This window comes from Microbacterium paraoxydans (assembly GCF_018224615.1).
Lineage (GTDB): Bacteria > Actinomycetota > Actinomycetes > Actinomycetales > Microbacteriaceae > Microbacterium > Microbacterium paraoxydans_B.
Genome location: NZ_JAGTUK010000001.1, coordinates 633961 through 657253 on the forward strand (window position 1 = coordinate 633961; position 23293 = coordinate 657253).

Sequence of the window (23293 nt, forward strand, 5' to 3'; positions counted from 1 at the left end):
CCGTGGGAAGCGCAGGTCCCCGCGAGTACCCTGGGGCCATGACTCCCCGCAGACTCCTCCTCGTGGCCTCCTCGGCGCTCGCCGCGGCACTCCTCCTCGCCGGCTGCACGGTGGGGCCCGGCAACACCGCCCCGAATTCGACGTCGGATCCGTCGAGCGGTCCCGGCAGCGCCGGTGAGACCGACGATCAGGGCGAGCTGGAGGGCACGCTGCTCGATGAGGGCCGCGCGTTCGCGGTCGTCAGCTGGGGCTCGTCCACCTGCGTTCCCCAGGTCGACCAGGTCTCTGCGGAGGGCCAGACCGTGATGGTCACGCTCGTGGAGCCCGAGGGTGACGGCGCGACGGAGAAGGCGTGCACGGCCGATCTCGCTCCGCGCGCCAGCATCGGCACGCTGCCGGAAGGCGTCGATCCCACGAAGGACATCACGCTGCAGGTGACCTACGGCGACCTGACCGACGACATCGACCTCGAGGGCGACCCCGAGGCCTCTGGCACCCCGGGCTCCTCCACCGAGTACCTGCCCTCGGCCGGCTGGTACGACGACAGCGCCCTGGTGCTGCTCACGTGGGGCTCCTCCAGTTGTCCGCCCGCGGTCGAGTCGGCGGAGGCGTCCGGTTCCACGGGCACCGTGACGTTCGCCACCGACGACGCGCAGGTCTGCACGATGGACATGGCCCCTCGCGCCACCGTCATCGAGTTCCCCTCGGACGATGTGGACGACGACGCACCGTTCACCCTCACGCTCGTGGGCGGCGGGCTCGACGGCACGGTGCAGGTGCGCTGACCCGAGCGCCACCCCGTCAGAGGATGTGGACGGGGTGGCCGGCAGGAAGCGCGAGCAGCAGGGCCCCGGGATCGGCACGGCACACCACGCGAACGGCTTCGCCGAACTCGTCACCGTCGAGCTCGACCGGTGTGGGAGCGGGTGCTGCCGCCTCGGCCGCAGGGCCACGGAAGTAGTGCACGGAGGCGTTTTTGCCGCGGCGCTCGAGCACGAAGCGCCCCGCGCGGAAACGACGCAGCACCGAGTTGTCCCACCAGATCTTGCGCCAGACACCGAGCCAGCCGAGCACGCCGGTCGGCTGGATGACGGCCACGTCGAGCGTGGCATCGGTGATCGAGGCATCGGGGATGAGCGAGATGCCCGCCGGGAGGGTGCCGCAGTTGGCGAACAGGATGCTGTGGACCTTGGTGGAGTGCAGCCGTCCCTCGCCGATCTGATAGACCGCACGGAACGGCTTGGCGCGCGGGAGGGAGCGGGCGGCACCGTCGACGTAGGCGATCCACCCGACGGAGCGCTTGAGGTCGGAGCGGGTGTTGGCGATCATGTCGGCGTCCAGCCCGATCCCCGCGAGCACCACGAACGCATGCTCGGCCTCTTCGCCGTCGGCGCGGGTGAGTCGTGCCCAGCCGATGTCGATCGGGTGGCGGAAGTCGCCCAGGGCCGCGCGGATCATCTCGGCGGGGTCGGTCAGCGGCAGCCCGAGGTTGCGCGCGAGCAGATTCCCGGTACCGCTCGGCAAGATCGCCAGGGGGACCCCTGTGCCCGCGATCGCCTCGGCGACCGCACGCACCGTGCCGTCGCCGCCCGCCACCAGCACCACGTCGACCCCGCGGGCGAGTGCCTCGGCCGTGGCGCCCTGCCCGGCGTCGTCGACGGTGGTGGGGTAGAAGGCCGGGTGCTCCCAGCCGGCATCCCGGCACAGGTCCCGCACCAGTGCCCGCAGATGCTTCCCGTCCACTTTCACGGGGTTGTACACCAGCGCCGCCTGCCGGGTCACAGGGGGGCTGGTGCGCATGGCGCTACTCTAGACCGGCATCCGAGGGGGTCAGTCGCACCTCGTAGACTTGCGGGATGATCGACCTCGCACTCCTCCGCGAAAACCCGGAGATCGTCCGCCGTTCGCAGGCTGCCCGTGGCAACGACCAGAGCACCGTCGACGTCGCGCTCGAGGCCGATCGATCGCGCAGGGCCGCGCTCGCCGCGTTCGAGGAGCTGCGCGCGGAGCAGAATGCGTTCGGCAAGCAGGTCGCGAAGGCGCCCAAGGAGGAGAAGGCGGCCCTCGTCGCGCAGGCGAAGGATCTCGCCGAGCGCGTCAAGCAGGCGCAGCACGCCGCGAACGAGGCGTCCGAGCGGGCGGCGGCCGCGCTCGCTCGCATCGAGAACGTCGTGATCGACGGGGTTCCTGCGGGCGGCGAGGAGGACTTCGTCGAGCTGCGGCGGGTGGGCGACGTCCCGGCGTTCGACTTCGAGCCGCGCGACCACCTAGAGCTCGGGGAGCTGCTGGGCGCGATCGACATGGAGCGCGGAGCGAAAGTCTCCGGCGCACGCTTCTACTTCCTGCGCGGGATCGGTGCTCGCCTCGAGATCGCGCTGATGAACCTCGCGCTCGACAAGGCGCTGCAGAACGGTTTCGTGCCGATGATCACCCCGACGCTCGTCCGGCCGGAGATCATGCAGGGCACCGGCTTCCTCGGGGAGCACGCGGACGAGGTGTACCACCTCGACAAGGACGACGACCTGTATCTGGTCGGCACCAGCGAGGTCGCGCTCGCCGGCTACCACAAGGACGAGATCGTCGACCTGTCGGACGGCGCCCTGCGCTACGCGGGCTGGTCGACGTGTTACCGCCGTGAGGCCGGATCGCACGGCAAGGACACCCGCGGGATCATCCGCGTGCACCAGTTCAACAAGCTCGAGATGTTCGTGTACACCTCGGCCGAGGAGGCGGAGGCGGAGCACCTTCGGCTGGTGGCGCTGCAGGAGGAGATGCTCACGGCGCTCGGGCTCGCGTACCGCGTGATCGATGTCGCCGCGGGCGACCTGGGGTCGAGCGCGGCGCGCAAGTACGACATCGAGGCGTGGGTACCGACCCAGGGCGCGTTCCGCGAGCTGACGTCGACCTCGAACTGCACCACGTATCAGGCCCGTCGCCTCGACGTGCGATACCGCCCGCAGGCCGAGGAGGGGGCGCCCGCGGCGAAGACGCAGCACGTCGCCACGCTCAATGGCACGCTCGCCACCACGCGATGGATCGTCGCGCTTCTGGAGACGCATCAGCAAGCCGACGGCTCCGTCCTCGTGCCCGAGGTGCTGCGTCCGTATCTCGGCGGTCTCGAGGTGATCCGCCCGCTCGCCGACGCGCAGGCCGCCCGGTGAGCGCGCCCTGGCTGGTCGGCCTCGACGTCGACGGCACGATCCTGCTGCAGGACGAGACGATGAGCCCCGGGGTGCCGGAGGCGATCGCCCGCGTGCGCGATGCCGGCCACCTCGTCACGATCGCCACGGGGCGCAGCTGGATGGGCACGCGGCGCTATGTGGAAGAGCTGGGACTCACCGCGGATCTCGTGGTCTGCTCGAACGGTGCCGTGACCATGCGTCGCGTGGCGGACGGGTGGGAGCGCTGGCACGTGGAGACGTTCGACCCCACGCCGGCGCTCGCGCTGCTCCGCGACCGCCTGCCGGATGCGCGGTACATGGTCGAGCTGGGTTCGGGGCAGCGGCTCTACACCGAGCAGCTGGACGACTGGACCCTCGACGGCGGGCGGCAGGTCGACTTCGATCAGCTCGGCGATCTTCCTGTCTCGCGCATCGTTGTCGTCTCGCCGGATCACGACGAAGACGACTTCCACCGCCTGGTGGCCGACGCCGGGCTCAACGAGGTCTCGTACGCCATCGGCTGGACCGCGTGGCTGGACATCGCCCCGCAGGGTGTCGACAAGGGTACGGCTCTGGAGCGCGTGCGCGAAGAGCTCGGCCTGCAGCGTGACCGCGTGCTGGTGGCGGGCGATGGACGCAACGACATCGGCATGTTCGGCTGGGCGCTCGCAGGCGGCGGCCGTGCGGTCGCGATGGGGCAGGCGCCCGCCGAGGTGAAGGACGCGGCGGGGGAGGTCACGAGCGAGGTGGAGGCGGGCGGTCTCGCCGCCGCTCTCGACACGCTTCCAGCGCCCGCCCAGGTCGACGCCCGAGAATAGAGTTCGGCTAGACTCACGCCTGGTCGGCAGACGTATCTGTCGGGAGGGTTGTCCGAGCGGCCGATGGAGCTGGTCTTGAAAACCAGTGGGCAGAGATGTCTCGTGGGTTCGAATCCCACACCCTCCGCATACCGAGCGCGGCGCCCCCGTCATGCCGCGCTGAACTTGAAAGGGCCCGAGTGAGCGACAAGCGACGCCGTCATACCCTCGCGCGACACGGCCAGCAGCACACCCCCGGCCCCCTGGGTCAGCTGATGAAGTTCATCGCGATCGGCCTGGCGGTGGTGCTCGTCAGCGGCATCGGTGTCGGTACCTACTTCTTCTACGACTTTTCCAGCACGGTGTCCGCGAACGCCGTCGACCTCGACGGTCAGGAAGACCTTCCGCCGGACATCGGCGAGTACAAGGATGGCTTCAACCTGGTTCTCACGGGCGTCGACACCTGCGAGGAGAAGTACAAGGACCTGTTCGGGGACCGCTGCACGGGGCGCGATGCGGGCGGCACGCTGAATGACGTGAACCTACTCGTGCACGTGTCGCAGGAGCCGCGCCGGGTCACGGTGGTCAGCTTCCCCCGCGACCTGATGGTGCCGATCCCCGAGTGCGAGGACAAGGACGGCAACGTCCACTCCGCGATGAGCAAGCAGGCCCTCAACACGGCTTACACCGACGGCGGTCTGAACTGCGTCGTCCAGACGATCTCGCAGCTGACCGATCAGGAGATCCAGTTCGCCGCGTCCGTGACGTTCGGCGGCGTGATCGAGATCACCAACGCGATCGGTGGCGTCGAGGTGTGCCTGGCGAATCCGATCAAGGACCGCTACACCGGGCTCGACCTGGCCGAGGGCACGCACTGGCTGCAGGGCCTCGAGGCGCTCCAGTTCCTGCGCACCCGGCACGGCGTCGGCGACGGAAGCGACCTGGGGCGCATCGGCAATCAGCAGCAGTACATGTCGAGTCTCGCCCGTGCGCTGATCAGCAGCGACACCCTGGGCAACGTCCCGGTGATGCTCAAGCTCGCGAACATCGGCCTCCAGAACCTCGAGACCAGCACGTCGCTGGCCGACCCGGTGCGGATCGCGCAGATCGCGCTTGCCCTGAAGTCCGTGCCGTTCGAGGACATCGTCTTCCTGCAGTACCCGACCAACGCTGACAGCGCCGACCCCAACAAGGTCGTTCCGAACAAGGAGGCGGCCGACGTGATGTGGGAGGCGATCGAGAAGAACGCGCAGTTGCAGGTGACGCATCAGAACACCAGCAACGACGGCGTGATCGTGCAGGAGCCGACCACGCCGACCGAGGCCACGCCCGACCCCAACGCGACGCCGAGCGATGTGGTGGCGCTGCCCGACACCATCAAGGGAAACTCGGCGGCACAGCAGACCTGCTCCAACGGCAACGTGCGCTGAGCTGCCGCCGCAGCGCAGACAAAACGAAGGGCGGGGCGAGGTCGAACGACCTCGCCCCGCCCTCGTGTCCACGCAGGCGTTCGAGCGCTCAGTGACTGCGGCGAGCCCGCACGATGTGCGCGGCGACCAGCCCACTGCCGACGAGCGCGAGCAGTGTTCCACCGGCCAGGAGCAAGGGCGACACGCTGCCGCCGGTCGTCGCGAGAGCGCCGGTGCCGGGGTCGGCGGGCGCGGCCTGCGCGGGGACGTTCGGCGTGCCGGGGTCGGCCGGCGTGCCGGGGTCGGCCGGGGCGTTCGGGTCGGCGGGGGTGCCGGGGTCGGCCGGGGCGTTCGGGGCGGCGGGGAAAGTGTTGGTGACCACGATCTCCGCCGTAGGCTCTGCCGCATCGGCGACGGTGGCGGCCGGACTGACGGTGACGTCGGCGGCGCCGCCGTTCTCGGTCTCGGTGGCGGTGCAGACACTGGAGACCGGCGCCGTAAGCGTCTTCGTCTCCGCACCCGTGAACGTCAGCGTGCGCGGATAGTCCGGCGCTGATCCGCCTGCCCACTGGCAGTCGACCACGATCGTGAACGGGCTGGCGGGCGTGGCGTCTCCCTGCACGGCCTTGGTGATCGCCAGCTGGCCCAGGCCGGTGCCGGCCCCGTCGCCGCCGGCGCTCAGGCGGCGGACCGAACCCGGCGTGTTCCAGGATCGGCCGTCCGCCGTCACCGACAGGGTGTTGCGGTACACGTCGAGGGACGGATCGGTGACCGTGTTCTGGAACTTGACCTGCACGATCTCGCCGTCGGCGACCGGGCGGCCCATCGAGACCGTGAGTTTCTGGGCCGTGCAGTCGACCGTGTAGTCGTTCGCGTCCACCGGGGTGAGGTCGGTGAGGAAGCCATCGCCGTCGGTCGTGGAGGTGTGACGGACGAGAATGGGCGACGTGCAGTCGACCTCCTGCCCTGGCTGCGCCGGGTCGTCGAAGACCAGGGAGGCGAGGGGGCCGCGCGGTGAGGCGACGGTCCACTGGAGTGCCCCCTGGGGATGGCTCTTCCCTTGGTCGGCCGGGTCGGTCCAGGCGCCCGCCTTGCTGGGCGCGCTGCGGTCGATTCCGGGGATGCCGGTCGCCGTGATGCCGTCGTCGAACGCGGTCCCCGCGTCGCCCGTGAACGTGATCGGCACGGTGGTGCCGATCTGCGTGGTCTGGAACTCCGCCCAGAAGTGCGCGGTGCCGTGCACGGAGAGCGGGTGCGTGGTCACGTAGTCGGTAAGGGTGAACGTGGCCAGGCCCTCGGGGGAGATGGCCGCCTCCGCGACGGTGGTTCCGTTCGCGTCGGTCAGAGAGAAGCCCGAGGTGAGGGCGAGCAGCTCGGGCGGGAGCTGCAGGGTGAAGGTGTCGCCCGCGTGTGAACCGTTCGGCACGCTCCACGCGAGATCGATCTGCACGTCCGAGCCGGCGGACGCGGTCTCCTGGACTACCTCGACGCTCGTGATGGCGCCGTCGATCGTCTCCGCCGTCGCGGGTGGAGCCGCGGCGAGAGAACAGGCGAGAAGCGTGGTGAGGACGCCGGCGGGGGCGAGTGCGCGAGAGTATCTGGTCTTCGTCATTGATTGTCCTTTGTGAGCGCTGCCCGCGAACCGGGCGAGTGGTGACACTAACCGGTAGCATGTTACACTACAAGTGGGAGGGTCGAGCCCGCCGAGCTTGCGGAGGGGCAGAGCTCGGCAGGCGCTCACAGCACCCAGCGGTGCGACGAACGAGGGGCGGAGCCGGTCCGACGGGGCCGGGTCCGTCCCTTTTCGCCACCCATGGCCGCGGACCTCGTCTCGGTCGCTGCGGATCGCCCCGCGAACCGGGGTCAGCGCGCCTCTCGGGCTCGTCGCATCGCCGGTCGTTCGATCCGCGAGCGAGCCGCCCGGTGGAGCCGACGGATCAGGGGAGCTGCAGGATCCGCGACGCGAACCGCTCGATCGTGGCGTCGAACGCGGGCTCCTCCGGCCGGTTGAGATGGCCGTGCGTGGTGCCCGGTTCGACGACCGTCGTCACCTCGACGCCCGCGGTGCGCAGCGCCTCCGCGAAAGCCTCTCCGGAGACGCGCAGCTCGTCGGTCTCGTCGTTGACCATGATCGTGGGAGGGAACGCGGTGAGCGTGTCGGGCGTCGCAGTGCCGGGGACGGCGTACACCTCGGCGTTGGCGATGTCGCCGCCCAGGTAGTTCTCGTACATCCCGCGCACGAACTCCGGCGGGAACACGTCGGCGGCCGGGGTCGCGTCGAGGAGCGCCCGCAGCTCTGCGCCGGGGGCGTCCTGCACCGCCTGCAGCGTCGGATAGGCGAGGACCGCGAGCGCGGGCGCGCCGTTGCCGTCGTGGGCCAGCCGGAGCGCCGCCCCGGTGGCCAGGTTGCCCCCCGCGCTGGCACCGCCGATCGCCCAGTCTCCGGACGCGAGCCTCGACGATCGCGCCCACTGGAACGCGGCCACCACCTCGTCGTGGGCGACGGGGTAGTGCACGCCCGGTCGTTCCGGGGCGCCGAGGCGCGCAGTCCAGTCGGCCGTCATCGGGGCGAGCGCATAGTCCACGCTCACCACGACGATCCCGTGGTCGCACAGTGCCCGGGCGACGGCGTCGGCCTCGGGCATGTCGATGTCGCCACCCGCGAAGCCACCGCCGTGCGCCCATACCAGTCCATGCCCGTTCGGCGACGCCGGGGCGTACACCCTCACCCGGAGCGGTCCGTGCGGTCCGTCGATCGTGTGATCGGTGATGCGCGGGGCGTGGTGGTCCTCTCCTGCGCGTCGAGTGCGGAGCGGCTCCGTCCGGGAATCCTGGCTGCGAGGTTGTGGCACCGATCCAGCATGACCGCGTCGGCGACGTTATCGAGGCCGCCGCTCCGCGCGACCCCGTACGGGATGCAGAACGGGGGAGGGGGCGGGGCTGTTCGGTCAGACCGGCGTCGGGGTGGCGCGTTGTGCGCTCGCCCCGCGCATGATGCGGGCGACGGCCGTGATCAGGAACAGCTGTCCGGTGATGCCCTCCGCGACCGCGACCGCCTGCATGCCAGGGCCGTCCGGGATCAGGTTGCCGTAGCCGGTGGTGGTGAGAGCAGTGAACGAGAAGAACAGCTGGTCGCCCAGCGAGTCCTTATCGGTGCCGGTGAACAGCGGCTCCGAGAGGAACTGCGAGGCGAGGTTGTACACGAAGGCGAAGAACATCCCCACGAGGATGTAGGCGGTGATCGCCGCGAGCAGGGCCTCGACGTCGAGCCCCCGCCGCGTCACCTGGTGCGCGATGATCGCCCAGGGCGCCACCAGCAGAGCGACCATCGAGGCGGCCGACAGCGCGACGGCGAGGGCGGGGGTCCCCGTGCCGAGGAACGTCGCCACGAGGGCGGCCGCGCCGGCCGTGGACAGCACGACCCAGACCACCCGCTGCACCAGCGCCCGCGCGCGGGTGACCCGGAACACGATCGCCACGGTGACGAGCATGGCGAGGAAGGCCCAGGGGCTCGGATCGGAGCTCGGCTGCGCGGCACACAGGCCGTAGGAGAGACCGAGGAGCAGGAGGACGACCGCGTAGCCCACCGCCCGGGAGGTCCAGGCGCTGTCGGCCGTGTCGAGCGAGGCGCCCAGGGGCGGATGGGGTGACCGGTTCATCGTGCGCTCCTCTCCGCCACGGACGGCACCGTCCGCGGATGCGGACAGTATCCCAGCCGGTCGCCGCCGGACGGGCAGGCGCGGCGGAGGGCGCGGTTCGTCACGGCTCCCCGAACCCGTTACACTGGTCGAGTGCATCCGTACGTTCGCGTCGGATGCCTGGAGACGTCGCATAGTCCGGCCTAGTGCACCACCCTGCTAAGGTGGAGTCCCCTTACGGGGACCAGGGGTTCAAATCCCCTCGTCTCCGCAGATCCGAAGCCCCGACGAGTCCGCTCGCCGGGGCTTCGTCGTTCCGGTATCGTCGCCCGCATGTCCGCTCCCACCCAGCCCCCGCAGCGCGAGGCCTTCGGCTCGCGGAACGTGTTCATCCTGTCGGCCATCGGCTCCGCCGTCGGTCTCGGGAACATCTGGCGCTTCCCGTACGTGGCGTACGAGGGCGGCGGGGGTGCGTTCCTCATCCCCTACCTCTGCGCGTTGCTGACCGCGGGTATCCCGCTGCTCTTCCTCGACTACGCCATCGGGCACCGTTTCCGTGGCTCCGCGCCGCTCGCGTTCCGGCGGCTGCACCGGGCCGCCGAGCCGCTGGGGTGGTGGCAGGTGCTGATCTGCGTCGTGATCGCGGTGTACTACGCGGTGATCGTGGCGTGGGCTGCCATGTACACCTGGTTCTCGGCCCAGCTCACCTGGGGGGCGGGCAACGAGAACGACTTCTTCTTCGTCGACTTCCTCCGCTCGGCCGACGTCGCCGAGGCGGGGCTCTCCGGCGAGTTCGTCCCGGGCGTCGGCGTGCCGCTGATCGGCGTGTGGGTGGTCGTGATCGCGATCATGGCGCTCGGGGTCAAGCGCGGCATCGGCCGCGCGAACATGATCCTGATGCCGCTGCTCACGCTCATGTTCGCGGTGCTGGTGGTGCAGGCGCTGTTCCTGCCCGGCGCCTTCGACGGCCTCAACGCCTTCTTCACGCCGAACTGGGAGGCGCTCGCCGATCCCGGTGTGTGGGCCTCGGCGTACGGGCACATCTTCTTCTCGCTGTCGGTCGCGTTCGGGATCATGGTCACGTACGCGTCGTACCTCAAGCGCAAGACCGATCTGACCGGGTCCGGGCTCGTGGTGGCTTTCGCGAACTCCGGGTTCGAGATCCTCGCGGGCATCGGAGTGTTCGCGGCGCTCGGATTCATGGCGCACGCGCAGTCGACCGACGTGGCCGGTGTCGCGACCTCCGGTATCGGGCTCGCGTTCGTGGCATTCCCCACGATCGTCTCCCAGGCGACGGGCGGCTCGATCATCGGCGTGCTGTTCTTCGGGGCGCTCGTGTTCGCCGGGGTCACGTCGATGATCTCGATCCTGGAGGTGATCGTCGCCGCGCTCCAGGACAAGCTCGGCTGGGGCCGGGTGCGCACGACCCTCATCGTGTCGATCCCGCTGGCCGTCATCTCGATGGCGCTGTTCTCCACCACGACCGCCCTCGCCGTACTCGACACGACCGACGCGTTCGTGAACGCCTTCGGCATCATGGCGGTGGCCCTGGTCGCTGTGATCGTGGTCGCGTGGGTGCTCCACCGCCTGCCCGAGCTGCAGGACCACCTGAACCGCCGGTCGAGCTTCCGCGTCGGCATCGTCTGGCGCCTTGCGGTGGGCGTGCTCGCTCCGGTCGTGCTCGGCTACCTGCTGATCAGCGAGCTCGTGAGCAAGGTGTCCGAGCCGTACAGCGGCTATCCGGCGTGGTTCCTGGCGGTGTTCGGCTGGGGCATGGTCGTCGCCCTGATGGTGGGCGGCGTGCTGCTCTCGCTCGTGCCGTGGAGCCGGCGGTCGCGCGCGAAGGACGACTCCGGCTACGACGAGTTCCTCGAGGACGAGGAGTACGCCGCGGATCCGGAGACGACGGCCATCCGGGTTGCCGCGGTCGAGGCGAAGGGAGCGGGCGCATGACCACGACAGCGATCGTGATGATGATCATCGCGATGGTCACGGTGTGGGGCGGCCTCATCGCCGCGATCGTGAACCTCGCCAAGCATCCGGAGGTCGACGACGCCGAGCCCGCGGTGCCGACCGAGCTGTGAACCGCAGCGCATCAGCGGCCCCGATGGCTCCTCAACGGCGAGGGAACGGGGCCGAGGTGCGCAGGTGCGCGGCAGCGAGCGGGTCGGCCGCGGCGGACTCGTCCACCTCTCCGAAGCGGCGCAACGCTTCCGGGTCGTTCGGGGGAGGCGGGGTGAGATCGGGCCTGGCGGCGAGCAGCACGAAGTCGGCCGTGCTGCCCGTGACGTGCAGCGACCCGGCGGGCAGACAGTGCAGGTCGATGCGGATATCGGTGAGATCGCGCTCGATGACGGCGTCGGTGATCGTCCAGGCGGTGAAGTGGTTCGCGGCGGCGGAACCCGTCCATTCCTGACGCACGACACCGGCCACCCGGAGAAGCCCGGTCGTACCCCGTAGTCGCGGGGCCTGGCGCAGTTCCAGCAGGATGCCGACTGTGCCGCCCAGTACGTCGACGACGACCCTGGTGACCTGGGTGTCCACGAGAGCGAGCGCGTCGACGAACGGATTCTCGGCGTCCGCGAGGCCGGGCAGGCCGGAAGGGACGCCAAGGAGGAGGTCCTTCACCTGCATGCCGACTCGCTCCCCGTGATCCCCCAGAGACTCCGACGATACGGGATGCGCGTTCACACTGCATCGGAACGGGGTGTGAACGCTCTCGCTCGCGGACCCGCCTGATCGGATCAGACCAGAATGATCGGGTGACGCCTCCGGCCCGGCGGTCACGATGGTGGGGAAAAGGAGGAACCCATGATCGGCACGCTCAACGCCCTGGTGGATCGCGTCGAGTCCGCGCCGGCCGAGGAACTCGACGTGAAGGCGGTGGCTCGCGCGCACGGCACGACCGAGTACCACCTGCGCCGGATGTTCTCGGCGCTCGCCGGCATGCCCGTCTCGGAGTACGTGCGTCGTCGCCGGATGACGCTCGCCGGGGCGGAGCTCGTCGGCGGCGCACCGAGTCTGCTCGACGTGGCCGTGCGCCACGGCTATGGCTCGGTCGAGGCGTTCAGCAGGGCGTTCCGCGCCGTGCACGGCATCGGTCCGGCCGAAGCGCGCCGTGACGGGGGTCCTCTCCGCACACAACCCACGCTCCGGTTCCGCCTGAGCGTCGAAGGGAGCACCCCGATGGACGTCACCATCACGCCACTACCCGCCCTCCACCTGGTCGGCCACGCCGCGCAGGTCCCCCTGATCCACCGCGGCGTGAACCCCCACATCCAGCAGCACATCGCGGCGATACCGGCCGAGGAGCACGTGCGGCTCAAGGAGCTCAACGACGCGGAGCCTTCGGGAATCCTCGCGGTGACCGCCGACGTGGAGCCGGACGCGCCGGAGGGAACGCCTCTGACGTATCTGCACGGCGTCGCGCTGCGTGAGCGCACACCGGTGTCGGAGGGCCTCGACGTGCTGCGGCTCGACGCGGGCGATTGGGCGGTGTTCGCCGCCGACGGCCCGTTCGCGCAGACTCTGCAGGACCTGTGGGCCGCCACCGCGACCGAGTGGTTCCCGTCGAACCCCTGGCGGCTGCGGCCGGGGCCGTCGATCGTGCGGTACCGCGAGTTCCGCGGGGACACGGCGGCGTGCGAGCTGTGGTTGCCCGTGGAAGCGCAGTGAGCCGCAGGGGCGGGGCGTGCGACTCGCCCCGCCCCGATGTCGGACGCCCCTGGCACACTGGCTCGCACACACCGCGTCCGTACTCCGAGAGGCTGGCGATGGCTGCCATCGACCCCAAGAAGACCCTCGACTCCTATCGAGCGAAGCGCGGAGAGTTCCGCGTGCTCGAGGTGCCGCCGTTGCAGTACCTCATGATCGACGGTGCGGGAGACCCGAACACCTCGCCCGTGTACGCGGAGGCCGTGTCCGCGCTGTTCCCCGTGGCGTACACGCTCAAGTTCTCGAGCCGGGCCGAGCTCGGGATCGACACGGTCGTGATGCCGCTGGAGGGGCTGTGGCACGCGGAGGACATGGCGTCGTTCACGTCGCGCAGGGACAAGTCGGCCTGGCAGTGGACGCTGCTGCTGATGGTGGGCGACCACGTGACCCCCGACCTGTTCGCGCGGGCCGTCGATGCGGTCGAGGCCAAGAGCGCGAAGAAGCGCGAGCCGCTCCCCGCCCTGCGATCGGTGCGACTGGAGACGCTGCAGGAGGGGTTGTGCGTGCAGACGCTGCACGTCGGTCCGTTCGACGACGAGGCCCCCGTGCTCGAGGAGCTGCACGACCGCTTCATCCCCGACAACGGACTGCGTATGACCGGCCGTCACCACGAGGTGTACCTGAGCGACATCCGGCGCACCGACCCCGCGAAGCTCCGCACGATCCTGCGGCAGCCGGTCGCGCGCATCGCGTGACCACACCACGCACGCGGGCGAATGCAACCCCCTCTCCGCCGCGGCATCCGAGCGATACCCTTCCCGCATGAGCAGCGTGAAGCATGCGGCGCGCGCGGCGAAGGACTCGACCGCGTTCCGGAGAACCGCCCGTGTCGGCTTCGTCGTGCTGGGGCTCATCCACGTGGTGATCGGGTCGATCGCGCTCAGCATCGCCTTCGGCGGTTCGGGAGACGCCGACCAGGACGGCGCGATGGAGCGCATCCGGGACAATCCCATCGGCGGGCTGCTGCTGCTCTCGGTCGCGGTCGGGCTGCTCGCGCTCGCCGCGTGGCAGATCGCCAGCGCCTTCCTCGCGGCCGACCCTGCGGAGACCAAGAAGTGGGGACGGCGCGTCAAGCTCGGCGGCATCGCGGGGGCCTACCTCGTGGTCGCGGTCCTCGCGCTCATCTACGCGCTGGGCGGTCGTGCCGAGTCGGAGGACGCGTCGCGCACGCTCAGCGAGATCGTCCTGTCCGCGCCCGGCGGCGTCGCGCTGCTGGTGATCCTCGGCCTGTCGGTGGTGGGCGTCGGCCTCGGCTTCATCGGCAGCGGCATCACGCGGTCGTTCGAGAAGCTGATCGACCTGCCCACCGGGGCGGGGCGCGCGGGCATCGTGACGCTCGGCGTGGTCGGCTACATCGGCAAGGGCATCGCCGTGGCGGTCACGGGGGTGCTGTTCGTGGTCGCCGCGGTCACGCAGGACCCGGAGAAGGCGGCCGGTCTCGATGCCGCGTTGCACAGTCTGCTCGCGCTGCCCCTCGGCGGGCTCGTGCTCGGCGCAGTCGGGGTCGGGTTCGCCGTCTACGGGGTGTTCTGCATCGCGAGAGCACGGCTGGCGCGCATGTCGTAGCCGCGGAACGCCGCGCCTGCGGTGCTCGGGAGATGGGAGACTGGAACGATGAGCGCTTCTCCCGGAGTCGACGTGATGGCCCCGCTGACCGAGACCGAGGTGCAGCGGATTCGGGCCGACTTCCCGATCCTGCGTACGAACGTGAACGGTCACCCTCTGGTGTACCTCGACTCGGGCGCGACCTCGCAGCGACCGGACGCCGTGCTCGACGCAGAACGCGATTATGCGACCACGATGAATGCAGCCGTGCACCGCGGGGCGCACACGCTCGCCGCCGAGGCCACCGAGCTGTTCGAGGACGCCCGCTCCGCCGTCGCCCGCTTCGTCGGTGCCGACCACGACGAGATCGTCTGGACCTCGAACGCCACCGAGGCCATCAACCTGGTCGCCTACTCGATCTCGAACGCCTCGCTCGGCCGCGGGGGAGCCGCCGCCGAGCGCCTGCGGCTCCGCGAGGGCGACGAGATCGTCACGACCGAGATGGAGCATCACGCCAATCTCATCCCGTGGCAGGAGCTCGCGGCACGCACCGGGGCCACGCTCCGGGTCATCCCGCTCGACGACGACGGTGCGCTCCGTCTCGACGTGGCAGCGGAGCTCGTGACCGAGCGGACGAGGCTGCTCGCGTTCACGCACGTGTCCAACGTGCTGGGCGTGATCAACCCGGTGGAGGAGCTGGTCGCGCTCGCCCGCGGGGTGGGCGCCCTCACGCTGCTCGATGCCTGCCAGTCGGCGCCGCACCTGCCGCTCGACGTGCGGGCTCTGGGCGTCGACTTCGCGGTGCTGTCCGGTCACAAGATGCTCGGCCCGACCGGGATCGGGGCGCTGTACGGCCGACGCGAGGTGCTGGCCGCGATGCCTCCGTTCCTGACGGGCGGGTCGATGATCACGACCGTCACGACGACCGAGGCCGAGTACCTTCCGCCGCCGCAGCGCTTCGAGGCGGGCACACAGCGTGTGTCGCAGGCGATCGCGCTCGCCGCGGCCGTCGGCTACCTGGACGGGGTCGGGATGGCGCGCATCGCCGCGCACGAGGCCGCGTTCGGTCGGCGTCTGGTGGACGGGTTGCGCGAGATCGACGGCGTGCGCGTGCTCGGGGCCGACATCGCCCTGCCGCGCGTGGGCCTGGCGAGCTTCGACGTGGCCGGGATCCACGCGCATGACGTCGGTCAGTTCCTCGACGACCAGGGCATCGCGGTGCGCGTGGGGCATCACTGTGCGCAGCCGCTGCACCGTCGGCTCGGGGTCACGTCGTCGACCAGGGCCAGCACGTACCTGTATACGACCGAGGCCGAGGTGGACGCCGTGATCGCGGGTGTCGCCGGGGCGATCGACTTCTTCCGGAGGGGCGCATGAGCGACCTGCAGGGCCTGTACCAGGAGCTGATCCTCGACCACTCGCGCACGCCCCACGGTTATGGGCTGCGCGAGGAGGTTCCGGCACAGTCGCATCAGCTCAACCCGACCTGCGGCGACGAGATCACCCTGCAGGTGCACCGCGGCGCCGACGGCACCATCGAGGCGATCGCGTGGGAGGGTCACGGGTGTGCGATCTCGCAGGCATCCGCGTCGCTGCTGGCCGAGCTCGCCGAGGGGCTGAGCGTGCCGGAGCTCGAGGTGCGCATCGCGGCGTTCCGCGACGCCATGCGCTCGCGCGGCACGATCGCCCCGGACGAGGAGCTGCTCGGCGACGCCGCCGCCCTCGGCGGGGTCTCGAAGTATGTCGCTCGGGTGAAGTGCGCGATGCTCGCGTGGGTGGCGACGGAGGACGCACTGACCCGCCTTTGAGTCGGCTCCGCATGACCGATTCACGGGAATAGAGCAGGCGTCCGGGCGTTGGGCCGAACATGACTACTCTCGGAATCATCGGTGCAGGAAACATCGGCAGCCAGGTCGCGCGCGTCGCGGTGGCGAACGGGTACGACGTGGTGATCGCGAACTCGCGCGGCCCGGAGACGCTGGCCGATCTCGTCGCGGAGCTGGGTCCGAAGGCACGGGCGGCGACCGCGGAGGATGCCGCGGCGGCCGCGGACGTCGCGGTGGTGACGGTTCCCCTGCACGCGATCGACCAGCTCCCGACCGAGCAGCTGGCGGGCAAGATCGTGCTCGACACGAACAACTACTACTTCGAGCGCGACGGTCACATCGAAGCTCTCGACAAGGGCGAGACGACCACCTCGGAGCTGCTGCAGCAGAAGCTGCCGACCTCGAAGATCGCCAAGGCGTTCAACCACATCATGGCCCACGACATCACCACCGACGGTGCCCCGGCCGGCACGCCGAACCGTCGCGCGCTCGCGACGGCGGGGGACGACGCCGAGGCCGTCGAGTTCGTCACCCGGTTCTACGACCTGGCCGGCTTCGACACGGTGAACATCGGTCCGCTCAGCGAGTCGTGGCGGGTGGAGCGGGATCGCCCCGCGTACGTCACGCGGCAGAACGCCGAGGAGCTGAAGGCCAACCTGGCGAAGGCGAACCGCCTTCCCTGAGCCCGAACCGGCCCTCGCGCCCACCCTGGCTGGGATACCAAAAGTTGAGGAACCCCGGCCGGGGTGGGACAATGCCCGGATGGCGGGGGCTATGGGGGCGGGCAATGAGCTCGAGTCGGTCAGGGTCACGAGGATCCTGCGCGACGACATCGTGCTGGGCCGGCGGCCGCCCGGTTCCCGGCTCGTGGAACGCGACATCGCAGCCGAGTTGAACGTCTCACGCCTGCCCGTCCGGGAGGCCATCCGCACGCTCGTGGCGGAAGGGGTCGTGACCGCTCGTCCGCGCACGTGGGCCGTGGTGCGCGAGTTCACGCACGAGGACATCCGCGCCTTCGCCGAGGTGCGGGAGGCCATCGAGACCCTGATCTTCGTGTTCGCGGCGGAACGTCACGACGAGCTCGGTATCGCCCGGCTGCGCCACACGTATGAGCGAGAACTCACGGCGGCCCGAGCCGGAGATGCGGAGACCGCCCGTCGCGCGGCAGCCGAGTTCCACGAGGTCGCGGTCGACCTCGCCGCGAACGAGATGCTGGGCGAGCTGATCGCGGTGTTCCTGACCCGGCTGCGGTGGCTGTTCGGCCAGCACGACGACCTGGTCGCGATGGCCGAGGAGCACCGGGTGATCTTGGAGGCTGTCGCCGCGCGCGACACGGAGCGGCTGCGCACCCTCATCCCCGAGCACCTGGCGAGCGGGCAGGCGGCGGCCGAGCGGCGCCTGGCTCGTAACGACCTGGCGCTCTGATCACGCGGTAGATCCGCCCCCGGTGCGGAGAGCCCCGGCTGTATATTGGTGCGGTCGGAATCGGTCCGGTCACTGTCGCTGTCTGGGGAGCGAGATGCGCCGTCTTGCTGTCGTCGTCGGGAGTCTGCTGCTGCTGGGCGGCGCCGCGCTCGTGGTGATCGCCGATCAGGAGCGGGCTGCCGCGGTGGCGGCGATCAGGGCGGAGATCGATCGCGTCGAGGACGCTCTGGACGCATCGCGCGGAGACAACCGCGAGCTGGCTGCGCGGCTCACCGCGCTGCGCTCGCAGATCGCGGAGCAGGATGCGAAGCTCGCCGACACGACGGGGTTCCTGAAGTGATCCGTCGCGTGCTGGTGATCGCGCTCTCGGTCGCCGTGCTGCTCGCCGGCGGGGTGCTCGCGCGCGCCGATGCGCTGGAGCACGAGCGGTCGGAGGCGCTCGCCGAGCTGCGGGCTCTCACCGCGCAGTACCGCGACGCGGGTCAGCGCACCGACTATCTCGCGGCGTCGATCGAGGGCGCCGAGCAGACGACTGCCGACCGGGCGGCGGTGCTGGAGGTGCGGCCGGCCTTCCTGACCGAGCTCGCGGCGCTGGCGACCGCGCTGCAGGGGGCAGAGGGCAAGGTCGATACGGCCACCCACCGGGCGTCCGCGCTGTCGGCGCAGCAGACCGTGCTCGCCGAAGACGACGACGCGGCGACGGTGGTCGCGGCCACCGCCACGATCCACGCGATCACCGCGAAGCTCGGCACCGAGGTCGCATCGTGGCAGGCAGCGCAGGTCGCCGGTCCCGGCGGTCCCGCCTGGACCACCAGCGGGCCGGACGGCTATGCGCGCGTGCGGGCCGCGCTCGACCGTGTGGGCGGCGGCGGCGTCGGACTGTACGAGTCGTCGTCGTGCGCGGGAGGGAACGCGCCCGCGTGCGCCAACAGCAACGGGTACATCAAGTACCGCGCGGACATCGCGAACTGGAGCGCCGGACGGCTGAACTGGGCGATGGCGCACGAGCTCGCCCACATCTATCAGTTCCGGGTGTGGGGCGCCCTCACGTCGTCGGGGTCGTACGCCGCGCTGTTCGGCAACGACCCGGAGTTCCTCGCCAACTGCATGGCCGTGGTGCGCGGCTTCCCCGGATCGGTGGGCTGCAACGGCGAACAGCAGGCGTGGGCCTCGGGGATCTGGGTGGGCGCGGTGCGCTGAGGCCGCACGAGATTCAGGCGACCGGGGTCCTGGTGTCGGTCGCGGCGCGCAGGGGCCGGCGCATGACCCGCCAGTATGCGGTGGGCGCGAGACGCACGAGCAGGTCGATCAGGCGCGCCTCCCGGCCGACCATGGTGCGGGCGGCACGGCGCTCGGTGGCGCGGATGATGCGGGCGGCGGCGTCGGCCGGGTCGGTGTGGTACATCGCGGCCTGCGCGGCGGCCGCTCGGGCGGCGACCGCGGGGTCGATCGCCGCGGCGTACCGTCCGTGCAGGATGATGCCGGTGCGCACGCCGGCCGGGTAGACCGCGCCGACCGAGACCGTGGTCCCCTCGAGCTCGTGGCGCAGTCCTTCCGAGAACCCTCGGACGGCGAACTTGCTCAGCGCGTAGGGGAGGCGGCCGGCGGGAGCGGCGAGGGCGTACACGCTCGCCAGGTGCGTGATGTGGGCGGCGGGGGCGGCTCGAAGGGCGGGCAGCAGCGCCTTGGTGATCGACACGGTGCCCCACAGGTTCACGTCGGTCAGCCAGCGCATCTCCTCCATGGTCAGCTGGTCGAGGTCGCCGAGCATGGAGGAACCGGCGCACGTGATCAGCGCCGTGATGCGCGGGTGCGCGGCGCTGAGCTGTGCGGCGGCGGCGAACACCGCGTCGTCGTCGCGGAGGTCCACCACGTGGGTGGTCACGGGGGCGCCGGTGAGCTCGGCCGCGAGGGCATCGAGTGCAGCGCCGTCGTGGTCGACGAGGGCCAGGTGCACGCCGCGGGGCGCGAGCTGTCGGGCGATCTCGGCGCCCATGCCGTTCGCGGCGCCCGTGATCACGGTGGTGCTGCCGACCAGGTCGAGATGCTTCATCGCGCCTCCCTGCGGGTGCGATCCGGGCCGGCGCCGCGCGATGTCGGACGCCTGCGAGATGCTGGTGCTGAACCATTCTGGCCGAGACCGGGCCGCATCGATACCGGTACGCTCGTGGGAAGGAGGTGCCGGTGGGACGGACTGCGGATGCCATCGCCGAAGGCGTCGCGATCGCGACGGCCGCCGCGCGCCTCGCCGTGAAGAACCACATCCTCATCGGCACGATCGCGGAGGGCGGCGTGTTCGATCTCGACCGCTACGTCGACGACGCCCGTGAGGCTCTGCGCGCGATGGCCGAGGAGTCGGAGGAGGCCGCGGCCACCGTCACGGCGCTGCGCAAGCGGGCCAGGGGGCGCCACTCCGATCCGGTCGGCACGCACGACTACCGCGACCGCGACGTGCGCAACCTCCGCCGCCGCGCGAAGCAGTCGACCGGGGTGGCGCAGCGGCTGCGGGAGATGATGGACGATCGCGAGCAGCTGGAGGCGATCGTCGAGGAGGCCAGGGCGGCCGCGTGGGCCGATGTGCGGCACAACCTCGACCGGCGGTTGCGCGTGGAGGGGATGCGCCCGGAGCAGGATCCCGACTACGCACGGATGCGGGAGGCCCGCATGCAGGCGCTGCGTCTGGTCGATCTGCAGGCGCTGTCGTCGGCGCAGCGGGCCAAGGAGAAGCGTCGGAAGAAGCAGGAGAAGGCGGCGGCGAAGGCCGACTGAGCGCTCGTTTCGCTTTCGTCTCGCGACTGTTGTAGGCTGTTCTACGGCCCGCTGAGCGGGCTGGGCGCCCGTAGCTCAATGGATAGAGCATCTGACTACGGATCAGAAGGTTAGGGGTTCGAGTCCCTTCGGGCGCACACTGTGTTGAGACAGTGACGTAACGGCCTCCGCTTCGGCGGGGGCCGTTTCTGCATCCCCGTACGGCGCGTCACACGGCGTCGAGCAGGCTGGTGATAGCGGGGTCGCGACGGGCGACCTCGGCAGCGGTCGCGAGGATGACCTGGCGCATGGCGGCGACGGCGATGGCGGGACTCACGTCGGACCGGTGCGCGAGGCTGACCGTGCGGGCCATCGCCGGATGGGACAGGCGCACGGACCGCAGGGTCGGCCGGTCGAACAGCACCATGGCGGGCACCACGGCGACGCCGAGACCCCGCTCGACGAACCGGAGCACGGAGTCCATCTCGCCGCCCTCCAGCACGAGGTCCGGGGTGAGGTCGGCGGCGCGGAAGGCGGCGTCGGTGGTGGCACGCAGCTCGTAGCTCTCGTCGAACGCGATGAGGGGCAGGGTGGCGAGGTGGCTGAGCGGGATCGCGGGCGTGCGGGCGACGGGAGGGCGTGCGGCGGACGAGACCACGACCAGTTCCTCCGCGAGCAGCGGCGTTCGGGTGAGGCTCACGCCGGCGGGTGCCGGACTGTCGGACTGGGTGATGAGCGCCATGTCGACCGCGCCGACCGCGAGTTGTTCGACCAGGAAGCGGGAGCCGCCCTCGATGAGGTGCAGGTCGACATCGGGGTAGGAGGCGTGGAACGAGCTGAGGGCCTCGGCGACGAGGCTGATGCAGAGCGTGGGTGGTGCGCCGAGCCGCACGCGTCCGCGCCGGAGCCCTGCGAGCTCGCCCATCTCGTCGCGGATGGCGTCGGCTTCGGCGAGCATGCGCTGTGCACGGGGGAGCAGCGTCTCCCCGGCGGCCGTGAGCGTGATGTGGCCGCGCGCGCGGTGGAACAGCTCGGCTCCGAGTTCGCGCTCGAGCGTGGAGATCTGGCGGCTCAGCGAGGGCTGCGCGAGGTGCAGGTGCTCGGAAGCGCGGGTGAAGTGTCCGAGGCGGGCGACTTCGACGAACCCGCGGAGTTGCTCGAGGTTCATGGCCATAGCCTACCCGCATGGTTTCAACTCGAACTATGCATTGGAGTTATTAGGCTGCCCTAACTAGCGTCGAAGGCATGACTGCACCCGAACGACAGATCTCCACCACGGTCCTCGTGATCGGCACCGGCGGCTCCGGCCTGCGGGCGGCGATCGAGGTCGCCGAACACGGCGTCGACGTGCTCGCGGTCGGCAAACGCCCCCGTCACGACGCCCACACCGCGCTCGCCGCCGGCGGCATCAACGCCGCCCTCGGCACCATGGACGCCGACGACAGCTGGCAGCAGCACGCCGCCGACACCATCAAGGAGAGCTACCTCCTGGCCAACCCCCACACCGTCGAAGTCGTCACGCGCGGTGCCGAACGCGGCATCCGCGACCTGGAGCGCTGGGGCATGGACTTCGCCCGCGAGGACGACGGCCGCATCTCGCAGCGGTTCTTCGGCGCGCACACCTACCGTCGCACCGCGTTCTCCGGCGACTACACCGGGCTCGAGATCCAGCGCACCCTGGTGCGCAAGGCCGAGCAGCTCGACGTCCCGATCCTCGACAACGTCTACATCACGCGACTGCTCGTGCGCGACAACGTGGTGTTCGGCGCCTACGGCTTCGACCAGGCCGATGGCACCCGCTACCTGATCCACGCCGACGCCGTGATCCTCGCCGCCGGCGGGCACAACCGCATCTGGCGCCGCACGTCCTCGCGGCGCGACGAGAACACCGGCGACTCCTTCCGGCTTGCGGTCGACGCCGGCGCACGGCTGCGCGACCCCGAACTCGTGCAGTTCCACCCGTCCGGCATCATCGAGCCGGAGAACGCGGCGGGCACGCTCATCTCCGAGGCCGCGCGGGGCGAGGGCGGCATCCTCCGCAACGCGCTCGGCGAGCGGTTCATGGCGAAGTACGACCCGGAGCGGATGGAGCTGTCCACGCGTGACCGGGTGGCCCTCGCCGCGTACACCGAGATCCAGGAGGGGCGCGGCACGGAGAACGGCGGAGTGTGGCTCGACGTCTCGCACCTGCCCCGCGAGACCATCATGACCCGCCTGCCGCGCGTGTATCAGACGATGATGGAGCTGCAGATGCTCGACATCACGACCGACCCGATCGAGATCGCGCCCACGGCGCACTATTCGATGGGCGGCGTCTGGGTGCGGTCGGAGGACCACCAGACCGACGTCGAGGGCCTGTACGCGATCGGCGAGGCGTCGAGCGGCCTGCACGGCGCGAACCGCCTCGGCGGCAACTCCCTCATCGAGCTGCTCGTGTACGGCCGCATCGTCGGTCAGGCGGCGATGGCGCACGCGGCCGGTCTCGACGCGCAGCGACGGTCGGCGGAGGCGGTCGCGGCGGCGCGGGCCGAGATCGACGGGCTCCTCGCGGCCGAGGGACGGGAGAACGTGCGGGCGCTGCAGCGGGCGATCCGCAACCTCATGACCGAGTTCGCGGGCGTCGTGCGCTCCGAGGACGGCCTGCGGGCGGGTCTCGCCGACCTCGACATGATCGAGGGTCGGATGGAGGACATCGGGATCCATCCCGACATCGCCGGGTTCCAGGACCTCGCGCACGCCTTCGACCTGAAGGCCTCCGCGCTCGCCGCCCGGGCGACGCTCGAGGCCGCGCTCGAACGGCGCGAGACGCGCGGCTGCCACAACCGCAGCGACTATCCCGACACCGATCCCACGCTGCAGGTGAACCTGGTGTGGTCGCCGTCGACCGGGGTCACGCGTGAGGAGATCCCGCCCGTCCCGGCCGAGATCGCCGAGCTCATGCGCGACGTGGACACCACCGGGAAGCTCGTCGAGTAGCCGGCGCGCCGCCACGGCCCCGACCACGCCGCTCGTGGTCCGGGGCCGTGTCGC

At 70.7% G+C, this 23293-nt stretch carries 24 protein-coding genes and 3 tRNA genes; 20 read left to right on the forward strand and 7 right to left on the reverse strand.

Going from position 1 to position 23293, the window contains the following annotated elements; genetic code table 11:
- Positions 1-38: 38 nt before the first annotated feature.
- A complete protein-coding gene (locus KE274_RS02940; RefSeq protein WP_211541101.1) occupies positions 39-785 on the forward strand; it encodes a hypothetical protein in 747 nt (248 codons plus the stop codon).
- A gap of 16 nt (positions 786-801) precedes the next feature.
- Here KE274_RS02940 and KE274_RS02945 read toward each other — a convergent pair whose 3' ends face one another.
- On the reverse strand, positions 802-1800 hold the full coding sequence (locus KE274_RS02945) for a diacylglycerol/lipid kinase family protein (protein ID WP_211541102.1): 999 nt from the start codon (positions 1798-1800) through the stop codon (positions 802-804).
- 56 nt (positions 1801-1856) lie between these two features.
- Between KE274_RS02945 and serS the strand changes: the two genes are divergently transcribed.
- The 4 genes from serS to KE274_RS02965 all read left to right on the forward strand — a co-directional run bounded on the left by serS (position 1857) and on the right by KE274_RS02965 (position 5388).
- Positions 1857-3161 carry a serine--tRNA ligase gene (serS, locus tag KE274_RS02950; protein WP_211541110.1) on the forward strand — a complete coding sequence of 435 codons (1305 nt, stop codon included), beginning with the start codon at positions 1857-1859 and terminating at the stop codon, positions 3159-3161.
- The gene (locus tag KE274_RS02955; protein ID WP_211541114.1) at positions 3158-3979 is read left to right on the forward strand and encodes an HAD family hydrolase; all 822 of its coding nucleotides are present in this window, start codon (positions 3158-3160) and stop codon (positions 3977-3979) included. The genes serS and KE274_RS02955 overlap by 4 nt, the downstream gene beginning before the upstream one ends.
- 42 nt (positions 3980-4021) lie before the next feature.
- A tRNA-Ser gene (locus KE274_RS02960) sits at positions 4022-4106 on the forward strand.
- Positions 4107-4158: 52 nt separating this feature from the next.
- Positions 4159-5388, forward strand: a complete 1230-nt coding sequence (locus KE274_RS02965) for an LCP family protein (RefSeq protein ID WP_307872132.1) — start codon at positions 4159-4161, stop codon at positions 5386-5388.
- A gap of 88 nt (positions 5389-5476) precedes the next feature.
- Here KE274_RS02965 and KE274_RS02970 read toward each other — a convergent pair whose 3' ends face one another.
- The 3 genes from KE274_RS02970 to KE274_RS02980 all read right to left on the reverse strand — a co-directional run bounded on the left by KE274_RS02970 (position 5477) and on the right by KE274_RS02980 (position 9026).
- The gene (locus tag KE274_RS02970) at positions 5477-6979 is read right to left on the reverse strand and encodes an Ig-like domain-containing protein (RefSeq protein ID WP_211541117.1); all 1503 of its coding nucleotides are present in this window, start codon (positions 6977-6979) and stop codon (positions 5477-5479) included.
- 325 nt (positions 6980-7304) lie between these two features.
- Complete coding sequence (locus KE274_RS02975) at positions 7305-8219, reverse strand: alpha/beta hydrolase fold domain-containing protein (RefSeq protein ID WP_211541118.1); 915 nt, start codon at positions 8217-8219, stop codon at positions 7305-7307.
- Between the two features lie 96 nt (positions 8220-8315).
- Positions 8316-9026, reverse strand: coding sequence for a potassium channel family protein (locus KE274_RS02980; protein ID WP_211541122.1), 711 nt, complete (start codon positions 9024-9026; stop codon positions 8316-8318).
- A 161-nt stretch (positions 9027-9187) separates the two neighbouring features.
- Between KE274_RS02980 and KE274_RS02985 the strand changes: the two genes are divergently transcribed.
- The 3 genes from KE274_RS02985 (at position 9188) to KE274_RS02995 (ending at position 11089) form a co-directional block, all read left to right on the forward strand.
- Positions 9188-9276 (forward strand) — tRNA-Ser (locus KE274_RS02985).
- 62 nt (positions 9277-9338) lie between these two features.
- Positions 9339-10958, forward strand: a complete 1620-nt coding sequence (locus KE274_RS02990) for a sodium-dependent transporter (RefSeq protein WP_211541124.1) — start codon at positions 9339-9341, stop codon at positions 10956-10958.
- The gene (locus tag KE274_RS02995; RefSeq protein ID WP_211541129.1) at positions 10955-11089 is read left to right on the forward strand and encodes a methionine/alanine import family NSS transporter small subunit; all 135 of its coding nucleotides are present in this window, start codon (positions 10955-10957) and stop codon (positions 11087-11089) included. The genes KE274_RS02990 and KE274_RS02995 overlap by 4 nt, the downstream gene beginning before the upstream one ends.
- A 31-nt stretch (positions 11090-11120) precedes the next feature.
- Here KE274_RS02995 and KE274_RS03000 read toward each other — a convergent pair whose 3' ends face one another.
- Positions 11121-11639: a hypothetical protein gene (locus tag KE274_RS03000; RefSeq protein WP_211541130.1), complete on the reverse strand. Its 519-nt coding sequence runs from the start codon at positions 11637-11639 to the stop codon at positions 11121-11123.
- Between the two features lie 177 nt (positions 11640-11816).
- On the opposite strand from KE274_RS03000, the gene KE274_RS03005 reads away from it, so the two are divergent.
- From KE274_RS03005 to KE274_RS03045, 9 genes are all read left to right on the forward strand, one after another.
- On the forward strand, positions 11817-12680 hold the full coding sequence (locus KE274_RS03005; RefSeq protein ID WP_211541132.1) for an AraC family transcriptional regulator: 864 nt from the start codon (positions 11817-11819) through the stop codon (positions 12678-12680).
- A 98-nt stretch (positions 12681-12778) separates the two neighbouring features.
- Positions 12779-13414: a GyrI-like domain-containing protein gene (locus KE274_RS03010; RefSeq protein WP_211541136.1), complete on the forward strand. Its 636-nt coding sequence runs from the start codon at positions 12779-12781 to the stop codon at positions 13412-13414.
- Positions 13415-13481: 67 nt separating this feature from the next.
- Complete coding sequence (locus KE274_RS03015) at positions 13482-14285, forward strand: DUF1206 domain-containing protein (RefSeq protein ID WP_211541139.1); 804 nt, start codon at positions 13482-13484, stop codon at positions 14283-14285.
- A gap of 48 nt (positions 14286-14333) precedes the next feature.
- The gene (locus KE274_RS03020; protein WP_211541141.1) at positions 14334-15641 is read left to right on the forward strand and encodes an aminotransferase class V-fold PLP-dependent enzyme; all 1308 of its coding nucleotides are present in this window, start codon (positions 14334-14336) and stop codon (positions 15639-15641) included.
- On the forward strand, positions 15638-16072 hold the full coding sequence (gene sufU / locus KE274_RS03025; RefSeq protein WP_211541142.1) for a Fe-S cluster assembly sulfur transfer protein SufU: 435 nt from the start codon (positions 15638-15640) through the stop codon (positions 16070-16072). The genes KE274_RS03020 and sufU overlap by 4 nt, the downstream gene beginning before the upstream one ends.
- Positions 16073-16131: 59 nt before the next feature.
- On the forward strand, positions 16132-16773 hold the full coding sequence (locus KE274_RS03030) for an NADPH-dependent F420 reductase (protein ID WP_211541143.1): 642 nt from the start codon (positions 16132-16134) through the stop codon (positions 16771-16773).
- Between the two features lie 79 nt (positions 16774-16852).
- On the forward strand, positions 16853-17515 hold the full coding sequence (locus tag KE274_RS03035) for a GntR family transcriptional regulator (RefSeq protein ID WP_211541144.1): 663 nt from the start codon (positions 16853-16855) through the stop codon (positions 17513-17515).
- Positions 17516-17609: 94 nt separating this feature from the next.
- Positions 17610-17855 carry a hypothetical protein gene (locus KE274_RS03040; RefSeq protein ID WP_211541145.1) on the forward strand — a complete coding sequence of 82 codons (246 nt, stop codon included), beginning with the start codon at positions 17610-17612 and terminating at the stop codon, positions 17853-17855.
- Positions 17852-18715 carry a hypothetical protein gene (locus KE274_RS03045; RefSeq protein ID WP_211541147.1) on the forward strand — a complete coding sequence of 288 codons (864 nt, stop codon included), beginning with the start codon at positions 17852-17854 and terminating at the stop codon, positions 18713-18715. Before KE274_RS03040 ends, KE274_RS03045 begins: the two co-directional genes overlap by 4 nt.
- A gap of 13 nt (positions 18716-18728) precedes the next feature.
- Here KE274_RS03045 and KE274_RS03050 read toward each other — a convergent pair whose 3' ends face one another.
- On the reverse strand, positions 18729-19568 hold the full coding sequence (locus tag KE274_RS03050) for an SDR family NAD(P)-dependent oxidoreductase (RefSeq protein WP_211541150.1): 840 nt from the start codon (positions 19566-19568) through the stop codon (positions 18729-18731).
- 131 nt (positions 19569-19699) lie between these two features.
- On the opposite strand from KE274_RS03050, the gene KE274_RS03055 reads away from it, so the two are divergent.
- Complete coding sequence (locus KE274_RS03055; protein ID WP_211541154.1) at positions 19700-20284, forward strand: asparagine synthase; 585 nt, start codon at positions 19700-19702, stop codon at positions 20282-20284.
- Between the two features lie 64 nt (positions 20285-20348).
- Positions 20349-20421 (forward strand) — tRNA-Arg (locus KE274_RS03060).
- A gap of 71 nt (positions 20422-20492) precedes the next feature.
- Here the strand turns inward: KE274_RS03060 and KE274_RS03065 are convergent.
- Positions 20493-21437 (reverse strand): LysR family transcriptional regulator, encoded by a 945-nt coding sequence (locus KE274_RS03065; protein ID WP_431806685.1) that lies wholly within the window; start codon positions 21435-21437, stop codon positions 20493-20495.
- Between the two features lie 71 nt (positions 21438-21508).
- On the opposite strand from KE274_RS03065, the gene KE274_RS03070 reads away from it, so the two are divergent.
- Positions 21509-23239 carry an L-aspartate oxidase gene (locus tag KE274_RS03070; RefSeq protein WP_211541158.1) on the forward strand — a complete coding sequence of 577 codons (1731 nt, stop codon included), beginning with the start codon at positions 21509-21511 and terminating at the stop codon, positions 23237-23239.
- Positions 23240-23293 lie beyond the last annotated feature (54 nt).

Excerpts from the sequence above, each read along its gene's own strand:
- KE274_RS03010 (WP_211541136.1), top strand. The coding sequence starts at position 12,779 with ATGGCTGCCATCGACCCCAAGAAGACCCTCGACTCCTATCGAGCGAAG.
- KE274_RS03005 (WP_211541132.1), top strand. The coding sequence starts at position 11,817 with ATGATCGGCACGCTCAACGCCCTGGTGGATCGCGTCGAGTCCGCGCCG.
- KE274_RS03050 (WP_211541150.1), bottom strand. The coding sequence starts at position 19,568 with ATGAAGCATCTCGACCTGGTCGGCAGCACCACCGTGATCACGGGCGCC.
- sufU (WP_211541142.1), top strand. The coding sequence starts at position 15,638 with ATGAGCGACCTGCAGGGCCTGTACCAGGAGCTGATCCTCGACCACTCG.
- KE274_RS02945 (WP_211541102.1), bottom strand. The coding sequence starts at position 1,800 with ATGCGCACCAGCCCCCCTGTGACCCGGCAGGCGGCGCTGGTGTACAAC.
- KE274_RS02940 (WP_211541101.1), top strand. The coding sequence starts at position 39 with ATGACTCCCCGCAGACTCCTCCTCGTGGCCTCCTCGGCGCTCGCCGCG.
- KE274_RS03015 (WP_211541139.1), top strand. The coding sequence starts at position 13,482 with ATGAGCAGCGTGAAGCATGCGGCGCGCGCGGCGAAGGACTCGACCGCG.
- KE274_RS02980 (WP_211541122.1), bottom strand. The coding sequence starts at position 9,026 with ATGAACCGGTCACCCCATCCGCCCCTGGGCGCCTCGCTCGACACGGCC.
- KE274_RS02995 (WP_211541129.1), top strand. The coding sequence starts at position 10,955 with ATGACCACGACAGCGATCGTGATGATGATCATCGCGATGGTCACGGTG.
- KE274_RS03020 (WP_211541141.1), top strand. The coding sequence starts at position 14,334 with ATGAGCGCTTCTCCCGGAGTCGACGTGATGGCCCCGCTGACCGAGACC.
- KE274_RS03070 (WP_211541158.1), top strand. The coding sequence starts at position 21,509 with ATGACTGCACCCGAACGACAGATCTCCACCACGGTCCTCGTGATCGGC.
- KE274_RS02990 (WP_211541124.1), top strand. The coding sequence starts at position 9,339 with ATGTCCGCTCCCACCCAGCCCCCGCAGCGCGAGGCCTTCGGCTCGCGG.
- KE274_RS03040 (WP_211541145.1), top strand. The coding sequence starts at position 17,610 with ATGCGCCGTCTTGCTGTCGTCGTCGGGAGTCTGCTGCTGCTGGGCGGC.
- KE274_RS02970 (WP_211541117.1), bottom strand. The coding sequence starts at position 6,979 with ATGACGAAGACCAGATACTCTCGCGCACTCGCCCCCGCCGGCGTCCTC.
- KE274_RS03030 (WP_211541143.1), top strand. The coding sequence starts at position 16,132 with ATGACTACTCTCGGAATCATCGGTGCAGGAAACATCGGCAGCCAGGTC.
- serS (WP_211541110.1), top strand. The coding sequence starts at position 1,857 with ATGATCGACCTCGCACTCCTCCGCGAAAACCCGGAGATCGTCCGCCGT.
- KE274_RS03000 (WP_211541130.1), bottom strand. The coding sequence starts at position 11,639 with ATGCAGGTGAAGGACCTCCTCCTTGGCGTCCCTTCCGGCCTGCCCGGC.
- KE274_RS03065 (WP_431806685.1), bottom strand. The coding sequence starts at position 21,437 with ATGGCCATGAACCTCGAGCAACTCCGCGGGTTCGTCGAAGTCGCCCGC.
- KE274_RS03035 (WP_211541144.1), top strand. The coding sequence starts at position 16,853 with ATGGCGGGGGCTATGGGGGCGGGCAATGAGCTCGAGTCGGTCAGGGTC.